15 protein-coding genes are annotated in these 20,525 nt (G+C 61.4%); 2 read left to right on the top strand and 13 right to left on the bottom strand.

What is annotated here, in order from left to right:
• Positions 1–76 precede the first annotated feature (76 nt).
• The 13 genes from PMI35_RS34340 to PMI35_RS01340 form a co-directional block, all read right to left on the bottom strand.
• Positions 77–1,605, bottom strand: a protein-coding gene (locus PMI35_RS34340) for an IS3 family transposase (RefSeq protein WP_238543216.1) whose coding sequence is annotated in 2 segments (ribosomal slippage) — positions 77–1,149 and positions 1,149–1,605 — 1,530 coding nt in all. Because the reading frame shifts where the segments join, the coding sequence is not laid out codon by codon here.
• A gap of 283 nt (positions 1,606–1,888) precedes the next feature.
• Positions 1,889–2,863, bottom strand: coding sequence for an aliphatic sulfonate ABC transporter substrate-binding protein (locus PMI35_RS01285; RefSeq protein WP_008066187.1), 975 nt, complete (start codon positions 2,861–2,863; stop codon positions 1,889–1,891).
• A 108-nt stretch (positions 2,864–2,971) separates the two neighbouring features.
• Positions 2,972–5,467 (bottom strand): TonB-dependent receptor plug domain-containing protein, encoded by a 2,496-nt coding sequence (locus PMI35_RS01290; protein WP_008066186.1) that lies wholly within the window; start codon positions 5,465–5,467, stop codon positions 2,972–2,974.
• Positions 5,468–5,503: 36 nt separating this feature from the next.
• Positions 5,504–6,001 carry a RidA family protein gene (locus PMI35_RS01295; protein WP_008066185.1) on the bottom strand — a complete coding sequence of 166 codons (498 nt, stop codon included), beginning with the start codon at positions 5,999–6,001 and terminating at the stop codon, positions 5,504–5,506.
• A gap of 24 nt (positions 6,002–6,025) precedes the next feature.
• On the bottom strand, positions 6,026–7,600 hold the full coding sequence (locus tag PMI35_RS01300; protein ID WP_008066184.1) for a flavin monoamine oxidase family protein: 1,575 nt from the start codon (positions 7,598–7,600) through the stop codon (positions 6,026–6,028).
• 37 nt (positions 7,601–7,637) lie between these two features.
• Positions 7,638–9,770, bottom strand: coding sequence for a TonB-dependent receptor (locus PMI35_RS01305; protein WP_008066183.1), 2,133 nt, complete (start codon positions 9,768–9,770; stop codon positions 7,638–7,640).
• 403 nt (positions 9,771–10,173) lie between these two features.
• On the bottom strand, positions 10,174–11,133 hold the full coding sequence (locus PMI35_RS01310) for a D-isomer specific 2-hydroxyacid dehydrogenase family protein (RefSeq protein ID WP_008066182.1): 960 nt from the start codon (positions 11,131–11,133) through the stop codon (positions 10,174–10,176).
• Positions 11,130–12,329, bottom strand: coding sequence for an acyl-CoA dehydrogenase family protein (locus PMI35_RS01315; protein WP_008066180.1), 1,200 nt, complete (start codon positions 12,327–12,329; stop codon positions 11,130–11,132). Before PMI35_RS01315 ends, PMI35_RS01310 begins: the two co-directional genes overlap by 4 nt.
• Before the next feature lie 35 nt (positions 12,330–12,364).
• Positions 12,365–13,375, bottom strand: coding sequence for an ABC transporter substrate-binding protein (locus tag PMI35_RS01320; RefSeq protein ID WP_008066178.1), 1,011 nt, complete (start codon positions 13,373–13,375; stop codon positions 12,365–12,367).
• 31 nt (positions 13,376–13,406) lie between these two features.
• Positions 13,407–14,759, bottom strand: coding sequence for an LLM class flavin-dependent oxidoreductase (locus tag PMI35_RS01325; RefSeq protein ID WP_008066175.1), 1,353 nt, complete (start codon positions 14,757–14,759; stop codon positions 13,407–13,409).
• A gap of 27 nt (positions 14,760–14,786) precedes the next feature.
• Complete coding sequence (locus tag PMI35_RS01330; RefSeq protein ID WP_008066174.1) at positions 14,787–15,749, bottom strand: ABC transporter substrate-binding protein; 963 nt, start codon at positions 15,747–15,749, stop codon at positions 14,787–14,789.
• Between the two features lie 350 nt (positions 15,750–16,099).
• Complete coding sequence (locus PMI35_RS01335; RefSeq protein WP_008066172.1) at positions 16,100–17,683, bottom strand: rhodanese-related sulfurtransferase; 1,584 nt, start codon at positions 17,681–17,683, stop codon at positions 16,100–16,102.
• Positions 17,680–18,288, bottom strand: coding sequence for a cysteine dioxygenase (locus PMI35_RS01340; protein WP_008066171.1), 609 nt, complete (start codon positions 18,286–18,288; stop codon positions 17,680–17,682). Before PMI35_RS01340 ends, PMI35_RS01335 begins: the two co-directional genes overlap by 4 nt.
• Positions 18,289–18,519: 231 nt before the next feature.
• On the opposite strand from PMI35_RS01340, the gene PMI35_RS01345 reads away from it, so the two are divergent.
• A complete protein-coding gene (locus tag PMI35_RS01345) occupies positions 18,520–19,425 on the top strand; it encodes a LysR family transcriptional regulator (protein ID WP_008066170.1) in 906 nt (301 codons plus the stop codon).
• Between the two features lie 123 nt (positions 19,426–19,548).
• On the top strand, positions 19,549–20,343 hold the full coding sequence (locus PMI35_RS01350; RefSeq protein ID WP_008066169.1) for a class II aldolase/adducin family protein: 795 nt from the start codon (positions 19,549–19,551) through the stop codon (positions 20,341–20,343).
• Positions 20,344–20,525: the final 182 nt, after the last annotated feature.

Below are 20,525 nucleotides of genomic sequence, written 5' to 3'. Positions count from 1 at the left end.
CACCGAGTGGTGGGGCAAAGCCTTTTGCTTACTTTTTGGCGTTTCGGTGCGCGTCAAGGTAGTTGTCGTGTCTGGTTTAACCGGTTCGCTTTTGCTCTGGATCTCGCTCGCGATTCAGGTACACATGGTTAGGCAATGTCCAGTTACGGACTTCTCGAGCCCATCGTCCTGGATTCTGACGCCGCGCTGCTTCGTATAACTGTTCACGCTGCCTCAGTGACGCGCCATCTTGACCTTGATGTCGCTGCGAAGGGGTGACGTATTTGAGCGCGCTATGACGGTGTTCATTGTTGTACCAGGCAGCAAACCGCATTACCCACATACGAGCCTCATCGAGCGACCCAAAAGGTAAGCTGGGCCACCGTGAGCCGTATTTAGCCGTTCGAAATAGAGCCTCGGCATAGGCGTTGTCGTTACTGACCCGCGGGCGACTGAAGGATGGCAGAACACCAAGGTCACGCAGCGCGGCGAGCATCGTCGCGCCTTTCATCGCGCTGCCATTGTCTGAATGAAGCACTAATGTATCCGGGCGAATCCCTTCACGTAAGCAGGCACGTTCCAGCAGGATGCTGGCATGTTCAGCACTTTCTGCCTCGTGTACTTCATTCATGACCAGCTTGCGGCTGTAGATATCTTTGACCATATACCAATAGAAAAAACGGCCTTTGACCGTACTCGGTAGCCAAGTGATGTCCCAACACCAAACCTGATTGGGTCCACTCGCCCTATGGGTCGTGAGCGGCCTGGCTTGTGGTCTTCGACTACGCCCACGTCTGTGTGCTTGGCCCGCTGATTTGAGCACTCGGTAAAATGTCGATTCCGAGGCCAGGTAGAGGCCTTCATCTGCTAACTTCGGCACGATTTCATGCGGTGTGAGGTTGGCACAATCAGGGCGATTGGCTGCATCCAAAATGGCCAAGCGTTCGCATTCGCTGAGCTTGTTGGCTGGTTCAGGACGGGCTGCGCCAGGCCGCCCATCCTCAGGTTGATGGCGCCACCGTTGCACCGTTCGCTCAGTGAGTCCCAACTCCTCACAGGCCGCACTTTGACGAGCCCCTGCTCTTACTGCGACGTCAATCAACTGAAGGGCAGCTGTGCGATCTGCAGCACTGGTCATTCGTCCTCGTCCTTGCCCCAGATCGCATCGGCCTTTTTTCGCAGCACCAACAACGCTGCCGTTTCTGCCAAAGCCGCTTCTTTACGCCGTAACTCACGCTCCAGTTGCTCGATCCGTTTGACCGAAGCGATATCTTTGACGGGCTCTTGCTGGGTCGGAGTATTAGCCTGCTCACAAGCTACACGCCACAGCACCAGATCCGCCGGCAAGATACCTGCACTACGGCAGTATTCCGAGATCTCCGCTTCACTCATCGTGGCTGTCTGAAGCACTGCTCTGAACTTGTCAGCGCTGCTCCAGCGCCCGTTGCGTTTACCTGTTCCTGCCATCTGTGCTCCTTGGGTCTTGGCCTCATTGCGCCAAGCCCGAAGTGTGACAGCAGTAATACCTGTTTGCTTAGCCAACTCTACGACCGTACGGTTGATAGGTGCCGACATTTGCTGCAACGCCCAGGCTTTCTCCTCAGCGGTATAACGTCGTTGTTTCATGAGACAGTCCTACGCCCTCCATCTATTGAGACGGGCGACAACTATCCTGACATGGAGGGGTTTGAAAAAGTGAGTCGCCGTAAGGGCGAAACCATAAGCCGCCGTTACCGCAGCAATGGATATGTACTCCAACAACAATCGCCCACAAGCTGTGACGCGGCATGGATCAACGGCCTGATCGGGTGGCGTTCGCGTCAGTCGACAAATTTATCGAATGGTTGGCCGCCTGCGCTTCGACGCGGCGATCCGATAAGCCGAATCCTTCATTGAAGCATCCGAAATTTCACGGCCGCCAGATTTCAACATCCTTCGCATCCACCGCCTTGGGCAACAAGCCTGCGGCAAAAAACGCGTCGGCGATTTTCTGCTGTTCTCCCAACTCATCGCTTTTCACCGGCTGCACCTGATAGCTGCGATGGGTGTTGGCGCTCTCGACGGTGTCTACCCCAAGGTTGCCCCATAGCGGGCTGAGCACCTGAGCCGCTTCACGGGGGTTGGATTTTACCCAGCTACCGGTCTTGTCCAGTTGCTCGTAGACCACCTTGAGCACCTCCGGGTGCGCCTTGGCGTAGCTCGTGCTGGTCAGGTAGTAGCGCTTGTAGCTGGCAAGGCCCGTGCCGTCAGCCAGGGTGCGGGTCGGCAGTTGCCGTTGCGCGCTGGTGAGGAAGGGTTCCCAGGTGACCCAGGCGTCGACCTTGTTGTTCTCGAACGCGGCGCGGCCATCGGCGGGCGACAGGTAGGCCGGCTGGATGTCGGAAAACGCCAGGCCGGCCTTGCTCAGGGCCGCGATCAGCAAATAGTGGGCGCCGGCGGCCTTGGTGACAGCGACCTTCTTGCCTTTCAGGTCCGCCAGTTGCTGCAGGGACGAGTCCTTGTGCACGACGATGGCCTGGGCCGAAGGCGAGGGCGCTTCCTGGGCAAAGTAGGTCAGCCGGGCCTGGGCGGCCTGGGCGAAGATCGGCACGGTGTCCGCCACGTCGGCGCTGATGTCGACATTGCCGACATTCAGCGCCTCCAGCAACGGCAGGCCGCTTGGAAACTCATGCCAGCTCACATCGATGTTCTGTTGCGCGAGGGTTTTGTCCAGGCTGCCCTGGGTCTTGAGCAGGGTGATGAGGGTCGATGACTTCTGGTAACCGATCCGTAGCGTTTCGCGGGCCTGGGATGGCAGGGAGAACGTCAGGGCCAGCGCAACGACCAGGCCGGCCAGTACTGGCCGTTGAAACTTCGCTAAAGCAGACGGGATGGATCTGGACATGGCACGCTCGATATCAGGAAAGGGAAGGGCTCACTGATCTGAATAATATGGTTATAAAAAATTTGTTTATAAATACATATTAGGAATTAGCTTAGTGAGTTTTTTTCATCAGAACGCGTACTGCAAACGGGTGTAGTAATACCCACCGGTGAAACCGAAAGGTGAGTAGCTGCCCCAGTTGTCGCCGAACGAGGAGTTGGGCACGCCGATATGGTCGGGGTATTTGTCGAACAGGTTTTGCGCGCCGACGGCGACGGTCAGTTGTCGGGTCAGGGCGTAGGCGACATCGAGGTCGGTGATCCATTTGGCAGAGTATTCGCGGTCCAGGCTCGGATCGGCAGAGCTGTTGACCTCGGTGTAGGTGCCATAGCGGGTCAGGCGCAGATTGACGTCGAAGTCGTGGATCGCCCAATCAGCCGAGAAAATCGCCTTGCTGCTGGGGGAAGTCTTGGTGATCAACGCCCGGGCCTGGCGCCCCATCAGTTGATAGCTGCTGTTCAGGGCGGTGAGCTGGGACGGGGTCTGGTCGACGCTGAGGATTTGCGTGTGGTTGTAGTTCAGCGCCGCGGTCCATCGCACCGAGCCGAACGCATTGAGGTTCTGCCGGTAGTTACCCACCACATCGACCCCGGAGGTACGCGTACTGGCGCCATTGGTGAAAAACTGCGCCCCGGCGGTCGCGGGCACGCCAATACTGTCGAGCAGGGCGGCGACACCCGGGCCCTGGAAGCGTTCGCTGAGCACCAGGCGGTCGCGCAGGTTGATCACGTAGCCGTCCACGGTCAGGCTCAGGTCCTCGCCGGGTGTGAGGGCGAAGCCGAGGCTGAAGTTGGTTGAGCGCTCGGGTTTCAAGGACTCGGCCCCCAGCGCCTGGGCACCTGCCGAGTCCACCGGCAGGATGACGTAGTTATAGGACTGGTAGACGCCATTGATGGTGTCGAACCCGGTTGAGCGCGCGGTGAAGACCTCGTTGGCCAGCGATGGCGCACGGAAGCCGTTGCTGATGGTGCCGCGCACCGAAAACACCGGGTTGAATTCGTAGCGGCTGCTGATCTTGCCGCTGCGGGTGCTGCCCACGCCTTCGTTGTAATGTTCGTAGCGCGCCGCGACGCCCAGGTACCACTGCTCGACGGGGTAGAAACCCAGGTCGATGTAAGTGGCGACGTTGTTGCGACTGACTTTTTGCGCGTCGTCAGGGGTGATGCCGTTGGTGACCTGGGCGCCCGGATCAGGGCGTTGGCCGGCACGCGGATGACCTGCTGGGAACACGTAGCCGCCGTCGATATAGGACGCCTCGGAGCCCGCACGCGTCTCGTAGCCGTCGCGCCGATGCTCGAAGCCGAAGGCGACGTCCAGTGGTTTGGACAAGCCGATCTCGTAACTGTTTTTCAGGTCCAGGTTGCTGGTCCACTGATCGGCGATGTAGATGCCGGAGGTGAATTTGTTCGGCGTGTTTTCGCCCAGCGACGGGTTCTGGTTGTCGTAGGTGCGTTGCTTGGCGTAGTTGCGCCCGTAGGTGCTGCTCAAGTCCCAGGCCCAACCGCCGATGCCGATGTCGTCACCCCGGGCACCGAAGGCGGACTGGAAGTCGGTTTCGTTGATCAGCCAGTAAGGGCTGTAGCCGTCGGGAAATCCATTGGGGCCGGTGGTGATGGTGTTGCGCCCGCTGGGCAGGCGGAAGTTCTGGCCATCGTTGTTTTCCCGTGTGGCCAGGGTCGAGAACGAATAGAGCGTCACGGCTTCGTTCAATGGCAGATCGAGGTTATAGGCGGCATCCGCCAGTTGGCTGCGCGGCAGGCCGTAACCTTTGTAGGTGTGGTGGCTGGCCGTGGCCTCGCGCGGGTCGGGCGAGCCGTCCGCCAATGGATAGTAATGCGAGGCATAGCCGTTGCTGCCGGCCTTGTTGTCGCGTTCCTGGTAGCGGGCGTCGAGCGAGACGTTGAGCACGCCGGCCTGGCCCACTTCGAAACCATAGTTGAGGGCTTCCTGTGCGGTCCCTCGCTTACCGTCGTAGTTCTGGCCCAGGGTCGTGTCGGAGCTGCCGCCGGTGGTCTGCTTGAGGATGATGTTGATCACCCCGGAGATGGCATCCGACCCGTATTGGGCGGCCGCGCCGTCGCGCAGCACCTCGATATGATCGATGGAGGCCACCGGGATCAGGTCGAGGTCGCTGGGGGCCGCGCCGCTGTTGATGCCATTGATGTTCAGCGTCGCACTGGTGTGTCGACGCTTGCCGTTGACCAGCACCAGCACATGGGAGGCGGTCAGGCCGCGCAACGTCGCCGAGCGCACCACGCCGCTGGCATCCCAGCCCGCCCGGTCGGGCAAGTTGAAGGACGGGATGAACTTGCTCAGCGCCTCCAGCAGGCTCGGTTTGCCCACTGCGCGCAGTTGATCGCCGGTCACCACGTCGATCGGTGTCGGGCTGGTGGTGACGGTGCGTTGTTCGGCGCCGCGGTTACCGGTGACCACCACCGTATTGAGGGTGGGCGCGCTGGTTTCGGCGGCCTCGAGGTTGAACGAGGCAAGGCTGCAGGCAATCGACAGTGGTAGCAATAAGGGTCGGTAGGTTAGCGCTGTATCGCGCTTTGGGTGGTTGGACATAAAGGTGAAGCTCCTGATTGGCGGGTGAATTCCATGTCACTTCTTGCGCGCGGCGACGGCCTCGATTTCGACCAGGCCGCCAGGCAGCGGCAGGGCCACCACTTGAACGGCGGTGCGTGCCGGTTTGTTCGGTTGCGCGGCGCTGCCGAAGAACGGCGTATAGCCTTGCTGCAATCCGGCGAAATCCAGCTTGCCGCCCTTGGCCGGGTCACCCACCAGGAACACCCGCAGTTGCACCACATCGCCCAGGTCCAGGCCCTGGCTCTGCAGCACACCCTTGAGCTTGTTGATGATCGAGGTGGTCTGGGTCGCGGTGTCGCCGTAGGCGGCAAAGGAATCCTTTGGCGCATTCGGGTCATGCAGGTCGGCCAGCAGGCCACTGACGAACAGCAGGTCGGTTTGCGCCGGCACCGACACCGCCAGCGAGATCGGGAAGTTCGAGTTGGGCAGGGCGACGCGTTTGATCTCGTCGGCGTGGCTGCTGAGTGCGGTGGCGGTCATGAGGATCCCTGTGAGCAAGGTGATGGCTTTCATCGTTCAGTCCTTTCATTCAATGGGTCAGGCGGCGACGCCCGGTTGATTGCGCTCGGCGTGCCGGCCGATCAGCGAAACGATGCGCCGTGCCGAATCGGCGGCGCTGTTCTGCCAGATGCCGACACCGCCGTGGGCCAGGGCATCGCTGGCCAGGTAGGTGCGGCCCTGGGGTTGGTTGAGGAGTGCGTAGGCGCTCTCGCCGACTTCGTCGTTGACGATCCACGGGCCCTTGCTGAACGGCACCTTGGCCCAGTTGATGGCCACCGGTTTTTGCAGCTTGGTGCTGTGGCCGGGGTGCAGCAGTTCCACCGCCTGGCGGGAGGAGGCGAACTGTTCGGCGAGGGATTTCTTGCTGAAGGCCTGGGCCGATTCGCTGGTGTTGTAGGCCGCCACCAGAATCCCCTGGGCGCTGTTGAGGCGATCGCTGGGGTACCACAGGCCTTTGACTTCATGGTCCAGGTAAGAAAGGCCGCCGTAGATGTTGAAGTCGGTTTCCCAGAACCGTGGCGACTGCCAGGCGACCTTGTTCGCCTGATCGCTTTGCGCGCTCTGGATCGCTTGCTTGAACGGCTGGCTGAAGTTGCTCGGCAACTTGGCCAGCAGCGGCAGCGGTACCGTGACGATGGCGTAGTCGGCGTTCAGGGTCTGGGTGGCGCCGGTCTTGCGATCGCGGTAGGTGATGCGGCTGCCAAGCTCGGCGGTCTGGATGTCGCTGACTTCGGCATTGAAGCGCACCGCATCCTTGAGTTTTTCGTAGAACGCATAAGGGATACGGTCCATGCCACCGACGGGCTGGAACATGGTCGAGGAGAACTCCGGGATTTCATCGAACACCAGCGCGCCCCAGAGTTTGGGATTGAGCAGGGTCTGCAGTTCCAGCGGCGCACGGGTGATGCCGGTCTGATCGCCCGCGCCCGGTACGCGGGTGTAACCCGAGCGCACTGAACCCTTGTATTGGAAGTCGGCATTGAGGTCGCCGTAGACCTTGAGGAAACTCAGCAGCGCCTTGCGATCGTCAGCGCTCAGGTCCTGATCCAGGGCTTTGCGACTGACCGTGCGCGCCAGCAACTCGGACAACTGCCCACGGGTATCGTTGACTGCCTGGCGCAGCTGGAACGCCGGCTGCTTCGGGTCCGGCAGGGCCAGGGCGTTGCGGCTGCTGTTGACCAGCACTTGCAGCTCGACGCCCAACTCGCGGCAGTAGCTGAGGATGGTCTGGTGATGGCTGGGAATGCGCGCGGGACCGGCGTTGAAAAACTGTCCGTCATCGAAGTCGACGGTCTGGCTGACGCCGTCGTCGAAGTCGATTTTGCTGCCGCGACGCAGGGTCCAGTTGCGCCCGCCCACCCGCTCGCGGGCTTCGAGAATGGTCACGGTAAAGCCGGCCTTGCGCAGCTCATAGGCGCTGACCAGCCCGGAAATACCGGCGCCGACCACCACCACATGTTTGCCTTTGCCACTGTTGCCCAGTTGCAACGGATTGAAGGTCGAGGCTACGGCCTGAGGCGTCAGCCCCAGTGCGCCGAGGGCGCTGACAGCGGCGGAATAGCCGCCGACGGCGGCGATGCGGGAAATCAGTTCCCTGCGGGTGAAAGCCATAGTGATGCTCCTTGCTATGTTTGCCTGTTTGGGTGGGTCAAAGGTCGTAACGCACGGACAGCAGAACGGTGCGCGGGTCGTTGATCGAGTAGAAGCGGGCGCCGCTTGAAGGCACGTAGCCGACCGACTGCGGATACGCGCGATCGAGCAGGTTTTTCACCGCCAGGGTGGTGGTCCAGTGACCGTCGCCGGAGATGTAGCGGGTGTTGGCGTTCCAGAAGGTCTGCTTGGGGATTTCCTGGATGTTGTCGTTCAGGGCGTTGGCGTAGGACTTGGTCTGAAACTGCGCATCGGTGCCCGCGAGCAACGTGCCGGGCAATCCGGCCGGGATGGTGTAGTTGAGGCCGACGCTGGCGTTCCAGCGCGGCGAGAACACCAGTTGCTTGCCGTTGGCATCAACGCCTGCGCCGGCGGCGTTTTCGAAGTCGTCGTACTGGCTTTCCAGGTAGCCGACGTTGGCGGTCAGTTGCAGGTCGCGGGTAAGCGCGGTAAGGGTTTCCAGCTCCACGCCATAGGTGTGCGCCTTGCCAACGTTGGTGCGCAGGCTGACGCCGAGCGCCGGGTCGTAGGCATTGGTCTGCAAGTCGTCGTAGTCGTTGTAGAACAGCGCGAGGTTGGCGCGCAGGCGGCGGTCGAAGAAGTCACCCTTGAAGCCGGTTTCCCAGGTGGTCACGTCTTCCGGCGAGAAGGCCTGTTCAGCGGCGGCCTGGGTCGGCGCGCGGTTGTCGAAGCCACCGGCCTTGAAGCCCTTGGCCACGTAGGCATATTGGTTCAGGTGCGGGGTCCAGGCGTATTCGAAGCCGACCTTCGGGCTGGTGGACTGCCACGACTTGCTCGAATCGGCGCTGAAATTGGTCCCGGTGATCTGCCGCTCGGTGGTGATGGCGTAGTTGGTGTAGTCGAAGTTCTTGTGCTCGCGGGTAAAGCGCAGCCCGGCGATCAGCGACAGTTTCGGCGTGACCTTGTAACTGCCCTGGCCATACAGGGCGTAGCTCTCGGTGCGGGTCGTGCTGTATTGACCCTGGCCAATCACCCGGTTGCGTGCGATGGAATAGGTGAGGTTGTCGCGGTCGGCGTCAAAGGTTTCGCGGTACGCATACAGGCCGGTGCTGAAGCTGAAGTCGTCGTAGTCGCCGTTGAGTTGCAGCTCCTGGGTGACGTAGTCCTGCTTATAGAGAATCAGGTTGTTCTGGATCAGTTCCGCCTGGCCCGAGTTGTCATAGTTCACGGGCTGGTGGAAGGCCGAATAGGCGGTCACCGACTTGAAGTTCAGGTGATCGTCGATGGCATGGATCGCGCGCAACACCGAGCTGCCCTGGTCCAGGCGGTTTTTCGGATTGAGGCTGCTGTAGCTCTTGAACTTGTCGAAGCGGCCGTTGGCATCAAACGGCGTGTAACTGGTGGTGTCGCCACGGTCGAACGTACCGGCCAGGGTCAATTGCACATCCCAGGGCGAATCGTCGGGGTTGTAGCGCAGCTTGCCGCGATAGGACTGGATGTCGACGTTGTTCACATCCGAGTGGCGTGTCGGGTTGGAGACCGTGCCGTCACGGGTCAGGCGAATCGCCGAAAAACTGCCGAACAAGGCGTTGTCCACCAGTGGGCCGCTGATCAGCAGTCGACCGTTTTGCGCGTTGTAGTCGCCGGCAGCGAGTTCGAAGAAACCACGGGTTTCCTGGGTCGGATCGCGGGTGATCACGCGGATCGCGCCGGCGCTGCTGTTGCGTCCGTACAACGTGCCTTGCGGGCCGCGCAGGACTTCGACGCGCTCGACGTCGTTGAAGTCGAGCATCGAGGAAATGGCCCGCGGGATGTACAGGTCGTCGGCGTACACCGCGACGGCGGACTCCTGGATCGGATCGGTTTCGCCAATACCACGAATCCCGTAGGTCTGCGCGCTGTAGGAGATCGACTGGCGACTGAGGGTCAGGTTCGGCACCTGTCCGGAGAGGTCGCGGATGCTTTTGATCTGCTTGTCTTCCAGGGCCTTTTCGTCGAACGCGGAAATCGCCAGCGGGGTCTTTTGCAGGTCTTCGCTGTGGTGTTCGGCGGTAACGGTCACAACGGGGAGGGCACCCTCCCTGGTGGTTTCGTCGGCGTGGGCGGACAAGCCGGCGATCGCCAGCGAAACGGCCAGCGTCAGGCGGGTTGAATGGAAGGTGGTGTGCATGGTGAACCCCGGATACGGCGTTGGCGTTGATGTTTTTTTTCGGCAAAGCGTTGCCGTGGCCATGGTTTGAAAGCCATGGCGGCGCTGGCTTGAGCCGGTTTCTGGTTTGGGTGAAGCGGTTGACCGTGGAGTGGTGTCGGCCGGAATAACGAATGGTTCCGTGGGCCTCCACCTGGTCAGGGGTCGGTGATGGTTGTAACAGTATTTATATAAGTGGCGGGTGTAAAAGTCCGATTAGTTATAAGGTAATTATAAAAATTAGACATTAATATTGTTATTTAAATGCGTAAGTCTGATGTTTTATTTTCACAGACATGACGTCATCGCGGGCAAGCCCGCTCCCACAGGTTGCGCGTGACCTGTGGGAGCGGGCTTGCCCGCGATGACGGTGGATCGGCTGGAATTAATACCCGCGTTGTACGTTCGCCTGATTCTCAAGGGCCAGGCCATTGAGAAACCGCTCAAGGTTGGCCAGGAAGCTGTCAGCGATTTCATGACGGCTGTTACTGGAAATCGCCGAAGTATGGGGCGACAGACGCACCCGTGGATGGGCATAGAGCGGGTGACCGTCCGGCAGCGGTTCGGGTTCGGTCACGTCCAGCGAGGCCAGGCCGATGGTGCCGTTATCCAGGGCTTCCAACAGCGCCCCATGATCGAGCAAACCGCCCCGGGCGATGTTGATCAGGTGCAGGCCAGGCTTGGCGCTGGCGAGCACGGCACTGTCGACGATATGCCGGGTCGCCTCGGTCAGGGGCGCGGCCAGTACCAGGTGATCGGCACGCGAAAAAAGCTCGTGGATATCCCGCGCCGCTTCCACGCCTTCAACCTCGAACGGCGTCTGGCTCTGACGCAACGCCAGCACCTTGATGCCCAGGGCACGGGCCTTGGTCGCCAGGCTGCGGCCGATGGCGCCAAAACCGAGGATGCCCAGGGTGGTGCCCTTGAGCGGTGTCAGCGCGGTGAAATTCCATTGCGCGTCATGCACCCAGATGTCCGGCAAGCGCTTGGCCGCGGCGAAGATCGCCGCCAGCGCGAACTCGGCGATGTTCTCGGCGGCGCTGCCTCGCGAGGTACTGACCGGCGGGCCGTTGAACAGCCAGGTCGGGTAGAAGTCGATGCCCGATGACACCACCTGAATCCATTGCAACCCATAGGGCCAACCCGGCGGCGGGGTGTCCGGCGCCTGATAGCCGCGCACATTGATCGGCCGCGCCAGCAGGATCCCGACTTCGGCCGGCAGGTCGCTGGGGACCCCGGCCGGCACGCCGATGACGCGGGCTTCGGGGTGGGTCTGCGCGAGGCGCTGGCGGATCACTGCGTTGAAGTCTTCATCCAGTTGGCTGGCGATGACGAGCTGGCTCATGGGCGTTCCTTGGACTGGGACGTGGATTGGCGCTGGGCAAAGGCGGCTTTGCCGACGCCCTGCAAAATGGCGTCGTTTTGCGGTGTGTGGACGCGACTGCAAAGCACATCGCGGTAATGCCTTTGCAGCGGATTGCTGCGTGACAGGCCGGGATTGCCCGACGCTTCGATGGCCAGCTCCACGGCGCGAATCGCGTTGCCCGTCACCAGGTACTTCAGTTGCGCCGCGTTGCTGGCGGGCGTGCGACCCTCCGCCGCCGCGTCGAGCAGGCTACGGTTGGCAAACAGCAAGGTGTCGATATGCCCGACAATTTCCTGGAAGCGTGGCAGGGTCGCAAGCGCGGCACCAAGGTTGGACGGTGCGCGGGTTTCCAGCCAGCCCACCAGCCAGTCGCGGGCGGCCTGGGCCACCCCGTCGTAGACCGATGACAGCAACACCGACATCCAGAGAAAACCGTCGCCATCGAGCTCCGCTTGCGGCACGCTCCAGCGGCTGACGCTGACCGCGTGGTCCAATGGCACCAACACATTGTCGAACACCACCTCGTGGCTGCAGGTGGCGCGCATGCCCAGGTGATCCCAGTCTTCGATGATGCTGATCCCCGGCGTGTCCTTGTGCACCAGCCAGGCACCGACCAGCGGATCCTCATCGGTGCTGCGCGCCCAGACGCTGAACCAGGTCAGGCCATGGCTGCCAGTGGAGTAGATTTTTCGGCCGCTGATGCGCCAGCCTGCCGCGGTGCGCCTGGCGACGGTTGCCGGCAGTCCACCCCGTGCGGGGGTTCCAAGGTCGGGTTCAACGCGCAAGGCGTTGATCAGCGCGCCATCGCGCACGGCGTCTTGCGCCACCTGCAAGCGCAGCGCCTCGGGCCAGTTTCGGTTGTCCTGCAGGCGCGAATGCTGGAGGTACTGCATCACCAGGATCAACGCCGTCGAAGGCTCGCCCTTGGCGATCGCGCTGATGGCCTTGCGGGCGTGTGCGAGGCTCGCACCGCCACCCCCCAGGGCTTTCGGCACGGTCAATGCGACCAGGCCGTGCTGATGCAGCAACTTGAAGTTGTCGTGGGGGAAGGCGCCGCTTTCGTCATGGACGTGGGCACTGGCACCCAGCTGTTCGCTGATGCGTTCAAGCAGGGCTTCGAAATTGGCCACTTCGATGGATCGCAGGGGGGGAGACAGTTGAGAAGAAAGACTCATGGTGTTTTCACTCGATCAAAGGGGTGGGTGCCGGTTCAAAGCGGCAGCAACCGAAAACTCTTGTCCCATAGCGGGTCGACATCGAGCCGTTCGCTGACCACGCCGGCGTCGAAGAACAAGTCGGCGACTTCCTGCTGCGAAGCGATCGCCTGATCATTCACTTCGATGATTCTCGAGGCCTGGCTGCGGTTGTTGTACATGTCGAGGAACACGCTTTTGTCGACGCCCAACAATTGCGCCGACTTGGCGGCCCAAGGCTCGGGATTGTTGTTGATCCATTCCAGGGTGCGCGCCTGGCGTTGCAGGTAGTCCTGAATCGCCTGCTTGCGCAGCGGGTCTTCCAGGGCGGCGGGGCGCGCGGCGATCAGGTAGTTGCCGGACAGATAGCCCAGCGCGGTTTTCAGCACCCGCGCGCCACTGCGAAATTTCGCCAGCTGGATGAACACGCCATAGATCACCCACGCATCGAGCTGACCGCTCTGGAACGCGGTGAAACCGTCCTGGGGCGTGAGCGCCACGGCGGTGATGTCCTTCATGGTCAGCCCCTGTTCCTTCAGGGCCTTGATCAGAAAATAGTGCGAGGTGGTGGAGCGCACATAACCGACGCGTTTGCCGCGCAACTGCGCGACCGACTCGATGTTCGACGTCTTGGGGATCAGGAACACCTGGTTGTTCACGTCGCCTTGCAGCACCGCGATCAGCTTCGGTTGGCGGTGGCTCTGGATCGAGAAAATCGGCGGGATTTCGCTCATTGAGCCAACGTCCAGGCTACCCGAGGCCAAGGCTTCGACGATCAGGTTGCCGCCGGCAAATTCCGCGTATTCGACTTTGTAGGGCGTGTTGGCGGTGCCGGCGTCTTCGGTGAAGTACGAGTCCTGGCCACGGTAGGTGGCGACGCCCAGGGTCAAGTCCGAGAGGCTTGGCGCCTGGGCGAAGGCACGCGAGGGCAATCCCAGGGAGGACAATCCCAACGCACCGAGGGCGATAGAACTGGCCGTGAGAAAGCCGCGACGATTGAACTGTCCCTGTGTGATTTTGTTCGTCATGGTCAGGCTCTTGTCAGATGGCGGGATTCACTCATGCCAGCGCCTCGCTGTGTTCCTGAGTGTGGGCCGCGATGGGCGCATGACGGTTGACCGGTACTTGCAGGCCAAGGTGCTCGCGCAGGGTGTCGCCGCGGTACTCGTCGCGGAACAGGCCACGCTGTTGCAGCACCGGTACCACCAGCTCGGTGAAATACTGCAGGCCGTCCGGCAACAGTGAGTTGATGATGAAGCCGTCCGCCGCACCCTGTTCGAACCACTTCTGGATGGCGTCGGCGACTTGTTCGGGGGTGCCGACAAAATCGCGACGCGGGCGGGAGAAGCGCAGGGCCACTTCACGCAAGGTCAGGCCCTCGTCCCTGGCCAGCTGCTTGATCCGGTCCGATCCGCCTTTCTGGCTGTTGGAGCCCAGGTCGCCCAGTTCGGGGAACGGTGCATCCAGCGGGTACTGGCTGAAGTCATGGTCATTGAAGGGACGGCCGAGGGCGACGATGGCGTCTTCGATGGTTACCAGCTCCACGGCTTGCTGATAACGGCTTTCCACCTCACTGGCATCGCGCCCCACGATCGGGCGGATGCCCGGCAGGATCGACAGTTTCTGCGGATCGCGGCCGAAGCCAGCCGCGCGTTGTTTCAGGTCTTGATAGTAGGTGTGCGCATCGTCGAAGCCCTCGGGGCTGACGAAAATCGCGTCGGAATTTTCGGCGGCGAAATTGCGACCGGCCTCAGAAGTGCCGGCCTGGAAAATCACCGGCTGACCCTGCTTCGAACGGGAGATGTTCAGCGGGCCTTTGACCGAGAAAAATTCGCCCTTGTGCTCCAGTGCATGCAACTTGCCTGGGGTGAAGAACTCGCCGCTTTGCTTGTCATAAGCGAAGGCATCGTCTTCCCAGGAATCCCACAAGCCCTTGACCACATTCACATGCTCCTTGGCGATGCGGTAGCGCACGGCATGAGGTGGGTGTTCGCTCTTGCCAAAGTTATCGGCGGTGCCGCTGAGCCACGAGGTCACTACGTTCCAGCCGGCGCGACCGCCGCTGATGTGATCCAGCGAGGCAAACTGGCGGGCGACCTGGAACGGTTCGGTGTAGCTGACCGTGACGGTCGCCACCAGCCCGATGTGCTGAGTGGTGGCGGCCAGGGCCGAGAGAATCGTCAGCGGTTCGAAGCGGTTAAGGTAATGCGGGCTGGATTTCTCGTGGATGTGCAGGCTATCGGCAATGAACACGAAATCGAATTTGGCCGCTTGCGCCAGTTGCGCCTGCTGCTTGTAGAAGTCGAAGCTCACGCTGGCGTTGGGCCGCGCCTGCGGGTGGCGCCATTCGCCCCATCCATGGCCGACACCATGGACCATTGCACCGAGTTTCAGCTGTCGTTGTTTGCTCATGGTCTTACTCCTGGATCCGTCGCATCGTTATCGCGATGCCTGGTTGAGTTGGGCGCGCTTGGCGTTGAAGCTCTTGTCGAAGCCATGGGAAACGTCGATGTGTTTGCCCAGGATTCCTTCTTCCTGATAGATGTCGGCGGTGGTTTGCAGGCCGCTAATGACCTGGTCATCGATCTCCACCGGTTGCATGTGCGTGCCCTTGGCCACGGCGATATGCACGTCCAGCGGCAAGCCGGTCACGCGCGCCTGGGCGGCGGCGTATTCCTCGGGGTGGGCGTTGGTCCAGCGGTAGGCGCGATCGACCCGGGCGATGAAGTCGTCCAGTTGCTGGCGTTTGCCGGCGATGGCCTGGCTGGTGGCGGCGAAGTACAGATGGTTGGTCAGCAACTTCTCGCCGCTGACCAGCACCTTGGCCTGATTCTGGGTGGTGGAAATGGTGGTGTAGGGATCCCAGGTCGACCAGGCGTCGGCGCTGCCGTTGTCCAGCAGGATTCGCGATTCGCTCGGCAGCAGGTAGATGAACTGCACGTCGCTGGTGCTCAGGCCAGCGTCACGCAAGGCCTTGATCGCCAGGAAGTGGCCGATGGAGCCGCGGGTGGTGACGATCTTTTTGCCCTTCAGGTCGCGGGCAGTGTTCAGTGGCGATGCCTTGGGCGCGAGGATGGCGGTGGTGTATCGCCCCTCGGCATGCACGATGCTGACGACCTTGATCGGCGCGCCGGCCCCCAGGGCGAACACATAGGGCGCATCGCCCAGGGCCCCGATGTCCACGGCACCGGCATTCAGCGCCTCGCCCAAGGGCGCGGCGGCCGGGAACTCGGAGAACTGGATGTCGTAGGGCACGTTCTTCAGCTCGCCGGACACCTCCAGCAGCACCTTGATCGAGGACTTCTGATTGGCCACCAGCAGCGGTTGCAGGTCGGCGGCGTGAGCGGTAGCAGCGAAGCCCAAGGTGAGGGAGAGGCTCAATAACAGGGATTTGGGTGACATGGGAACTCCAGGCTTGGTGCGTTTGGTAGGGCCTCCGCCTGGAGAAGGGGTCGGTCTGTGGTTGACGTTATCTCTATAAGAATCGACTGTGAAATTCTTTATGGTTATATGTTAATTATGAAATTAGTTAAATATGTTTGTGAATAATATGAATTAAATGCATTTGTTGTCGCGCAATGATCGTTCCCATGCTCTGCGTGGGAATGCCTTGACGGACGCTCCGCGTTCGGCTTTGGATTTGGGACGCGGAGCGTCCCAGGCTGCATTCCTTTGCTGCGCGTGGGGAGAGGGGGCGGGTGTGTGGGGGGGATTGGGTCCCGGTGCCTGTCAGGGCACCGGGACGCGGGTTGCTAGATCACGAAAAAGCCGTGGGTGCCGTCGCGGGCCAGTTGCTCGACCAGCCCGAACTCCCAGTCCAGGTAGGCTTGCATCGCTTCGCGCGGGTTATCGGTGCCTTCATAAGGGCGGCGATAGCGGTCGATGCGCGGTGACGCCAGATGGGTTTCGCCTTCTTCCAGAGGCAGTTGTGCGGCGATCCAGCTGGCGGTGCCACCCTTGAGCAAAAACACCGCCTTGCCGGTCAGCGCCTCGACTTCGGCCACCGCCAGGCGCGCCAGCTGACTGCTGCCGCAGGTCAGCACATAGCGCTCGGCGGAGGGTACGCGGGTCAGCGCTTCACGCAGTTGTCCGCGCAATGCCCACCAGGCACCAGGGATATGGCGCTTGACGTAGTTGGCGCTGCTGGTGAAATCCAGCACGGTGGTATCGCCCTGGGTCAGCCATTGGGCCAGGGTCTCGGGGCTCACTTCCTCGGCCTGCCGTGGCGCCGGGACCGCTGCCTGCCATGCGCCTTTTTCACTGAAGTGAGCCGGGGTCAAGTCATCCAGCACATGCACTTCCCAGCCCAGTTGCGCGAGCCAGGACGCGGACATGTTGGCGCGTACGCCATCGTCGTCCACCAGCACCAGGCGCGCGCCGCGCACACTGGCGAAGTGGTCGGTTTCCTGCACCAGTTGGCCGCCGGGGGTCGACCGGGCGGCGGGTAGGTGGCCGGCTTCGAATTCCTCCGGGGTGCGCACGTCGAACAGGTAGGTGCTGCGGGTCGGTTGCTGTTGCCAGTGTTGAAGGTCTGCCAGTGTGGCTCGGCCCACCCGGGCTTTGTCGGCGACGCTGCGGGCATCGCGGGAGGCCAGTTGCCGATGCTCTTCGCGGGTCGGGGCGAATTGGCGCGACTGACCGTGCTGCAGTTTTTGCCCGGCCAGGGTCCAGCCGATGGTGCCATTGCGCAGGGCTGAAACCGGGTTGGCGATGCCGGCGTTGATCAACGACTGCGTGCCGATGATGCTGCGGGTGCGTCCGGCGCAATTGACGATGATGCGCGTGGCCGGGTCCGGTGCCAGTTCCCGGGCGCGCAGCACCAGCTCCGCTCCGGGTACGCTGATGCCGGTGGGAATGCTCATGGTCTGGTATTCATCGAAACGCCGGGCATCGAGCACCACTACGTCGGCCTCGTTGTCGAGCAGGGCCTGGACTTCTTCGGCCGCCAGGGACGGTGTGTGGCGCCGGCTTTCCACCAGTTCGCCGAAGGCCTTGCTCGGTACGTTGACGTCGATGAACAGCTCGCCGCCAGCGCGGCGCCAACCGTCCAGGCCACCTTCGAGCAGGCTGACATTGACGTAGCCCAGGTCCTGCAAGCGTTGTGCGGCGATGCTTGCCAGGCCTTCGCCATTGTCGTAGACGGTCACCAGGGTATCGCGCCGGGGAATCCGCGAGAACACCTCCAGTTCGAGTTTCGACAATGCAATGTTGGCGGCGAACAGCGGATGGGATTCGGCGAAGGGGGCTTCTTCGCGCACATCCAGCAGTGCCAGTTCTTCACGGTCCAGCAGGGCTTGGCGAATCTCGGCGAAAGAACGGGTCGACAGGGTGCTCATAGGGCTTGGTTCTCTTTGGACAAATCCCAGATATTGGGCAGATAGGCGTTGGAATAACCGGAGATGAACAGTTTCTCGCTGCCGTCGGGCTGATACACCGCGCGCCGCACGGCCCCGATGTTGGCTCCATACACATGGATGCTGATCGAGACCTGGTCGTCAAAGGCGTTGCTGACTTGATGGATGTCGCCGATCTTGGGCGATACAGCCTCGACCTCTCCTGGCCGCAATTGCACCCGACCGCCATCGGCGATCAAGGCGCCGTCGTCGTTGCGTTTGAAACCTTGCGAATACTCCGCGCCACGCAGCATGCCGATCAGCCCCCAGACCCGATGGTCATGGATCGGCGTACTTTGCCCCGGCCCCCAGACAAAACTGACGATGCTGAAGCGCTGCCGTGAATCGGCGTGCAACAGGTATTGCTGATAGCGCTCGGGGTCTGGCCGGGCAAAGTCATCGGGCAACCAGTCGTCGTGGCTGACCAATTGGCTGAGCAGCTTGCCGCCGCGATGCAACAGATCACCCTCGCGGGGGTTGCCGTCGATCAATTCCGCCAGGGCGCCTATGAATGCTCTGAGTCTCTCCGGGTGTCGGGCCTGGGTCATGGCGATTCCATCGTTCGTTGTGAAAGTTGACCCCTTGATTTAAGCATAATGTTTTAGATCAATATGCGATTGTTTAATGATTAGGTTATAGCTGAATGGAATTTATTACCCAATCGCATAGCACCAGAAGCTATTGGCTGGTGGCATGACCTGTGGCCGGGCTATCCTTCTCCTGGTTATGGAACTATGCTTTTCAGACATCTTATTGACTGTTCTCTATGTGCGGGCCAAATGAAAATTGATGATATCGATGCCTTTGTAGAGGTGATCCGTTGCCAGTCCATCAGCCATGCCGCCGAGTCGCTGCAATTGACCCAGCCGGCCATCACGCGGCGCGTGCAGAACTTCGAGCAGGCCTTGGGTGTGGAGTTGTTCGACCGCAACACCAAGCCGCTTAAACCCACGTTGATCGGTACGCGGGTGTATGAACAGTGCCGCCTGATCCTGCGGGAAATGGATGCGCTGCGTGAACTGGTGGCCACCGACGCGCCACCGACCGGGCTGCTGCGCCTGGGGGTGCCGCAAACCATCGGCGACGTGGTGTTGCTCGACGCGCTCAAGCACCTGCGCATCGAATACCCCGACCTGCGGGCTCAGGTGGCGACGGGCTGGGGCAGTCAATTGGTGGGCAAGATCGAGCGCGGTGAGCTGGATGCCGCCGCGGCGCTGTTCCCGGCGGGCAAGATTTTCCCTGACAACATCGTTGGCGAGTCGATTGGCAAGATGGAACTGGTGGTGGTCTGCGCCAAGGCCCAATTGCCCAAGCGCCCGTGCAAGCTGGCTGACGTTTACCAGAGCGGCTGGATACTCAACCCCGACGGCTGCGGTTTCCGCGCCGGCTTGCAACGAACCCTGTCGGACCAGGGCCTGGCCCTGCGCGTCAACCTGGAAACCTTCGGCACCGAATTGCAGTTGGGCCTGGTCGCCGACGGCCTGGGACTGGGCCTGGTACCGCGTCCCTTGCTGGAGCGCAGCGTCCACCGCGAGCAGTTGGCGGCCATGCCGCTCAAGGATTTCAAGCCGGTGATGGACCTGTGGCTGATCTATCCGCATTTTCTCGGCAACCTGCAAGGGCCGGTCGACGCCTTTGGCAAGCTGGTGGCCGGTTCCTTGCAAAAGATCAAGAGCGCGGCCTGATCACTCAGGTCGCATATAATAAAAAAAAATCATGATTAGCTTAGATTAAAATGTGATTTTTATTATTTTTTAGCTTCCCATAGGCTGGCTGCAACTCGTTAAGGCCATCCAGGAAGTTTTGCCATGAGCAGTGTCAGCCCGTTATCCAGCGTCTCGAACAATGTCCGCCAGCGCGTCAGCCCCGAAGAGTGGGAGGTGCGGGTAAAACTGGCCGCGGCCTATCGCCTGGCGGCCTTGTTCAAATGGACCGACCACATCTATACGCATTTTTCCGCGCGGGTACCCGGGCCGGACGAGCATTTCCTGATCAACGCATTCGGGTTGTTGTTCGACGAAATTAGCGCCTCGAACCTGGTCAAGGTCGACATCGATGGCAGCATCGTCGACGACCCGACGGGGCTCGGCATCAATCCTGCCGGTTACGTGATCCACAGTGCGATCCACGCGGCCCGACCTGATTTGCAAGCCGTGCTGCATACCCATACGCGCGACGGCATCGCGGTGTCTGCCCAGCGCGACGGCTTGCTGCCGATCTCCCAGCACTCGATCGGTTTTTCCGGGCGGGTGGCCTATCACGGTTACGAAGGGGTCGCGCTGGACCTCGACGAGCGTGAGCGCCTGGTGGCGGACCTGGGCGATAAAAGCGTCCTGATCCTGCGCAATCACGGGCTGCTGACCGCCGGTATCAGTGTTGAGCACGCGTTCCAGCAACTGCAGGGGCTTGAGCGCGCCTGCAATATCCAGATCGCGGCGCAGGCTGGCGGCAATGCCGAGTTGATCTTTCCGCCTGCCGAGGTGGTGGCCAAGGTCGAGAAGCAGGCCGAGGTGTTCAAAAGCGGTGACGGACCGGGTGTGGCGCGACACTGGAATGCGCTGATTCGGCAGTTGGAACGCACGGATACGGCTTACAAGGAATAACCCGTAGGAGCGATCCTGCTCGCGAAAAACCGAGCGCGCCGCGGGGTGTCAGGCGGGTAGCGTTATCGTTAACGACCATCGTCGGAACGCCGCCCGGAGCCTGTCCGTCAACTTGTGACGATCTCCATCGGGGCCTCTACCAACGTTGGTCCATACCGCGTCGAAGCTTGTTGTGGGAGATT

It is taken from the genome of Pseudomonas sp. GM78, from assembly GCF_000282475.1.
Taxonomy (GTDB): domain Bacteria; phylum Pseudomonadota; class Gammaproteobacteria; order Pseudomonadales; family Pseudomonadaceae; genus Aquipseudomonas.
Note: the sequence above shows the minus strand (reverse complement) of the source record. Positions and strands in the feature narration are given on the sequence as shown.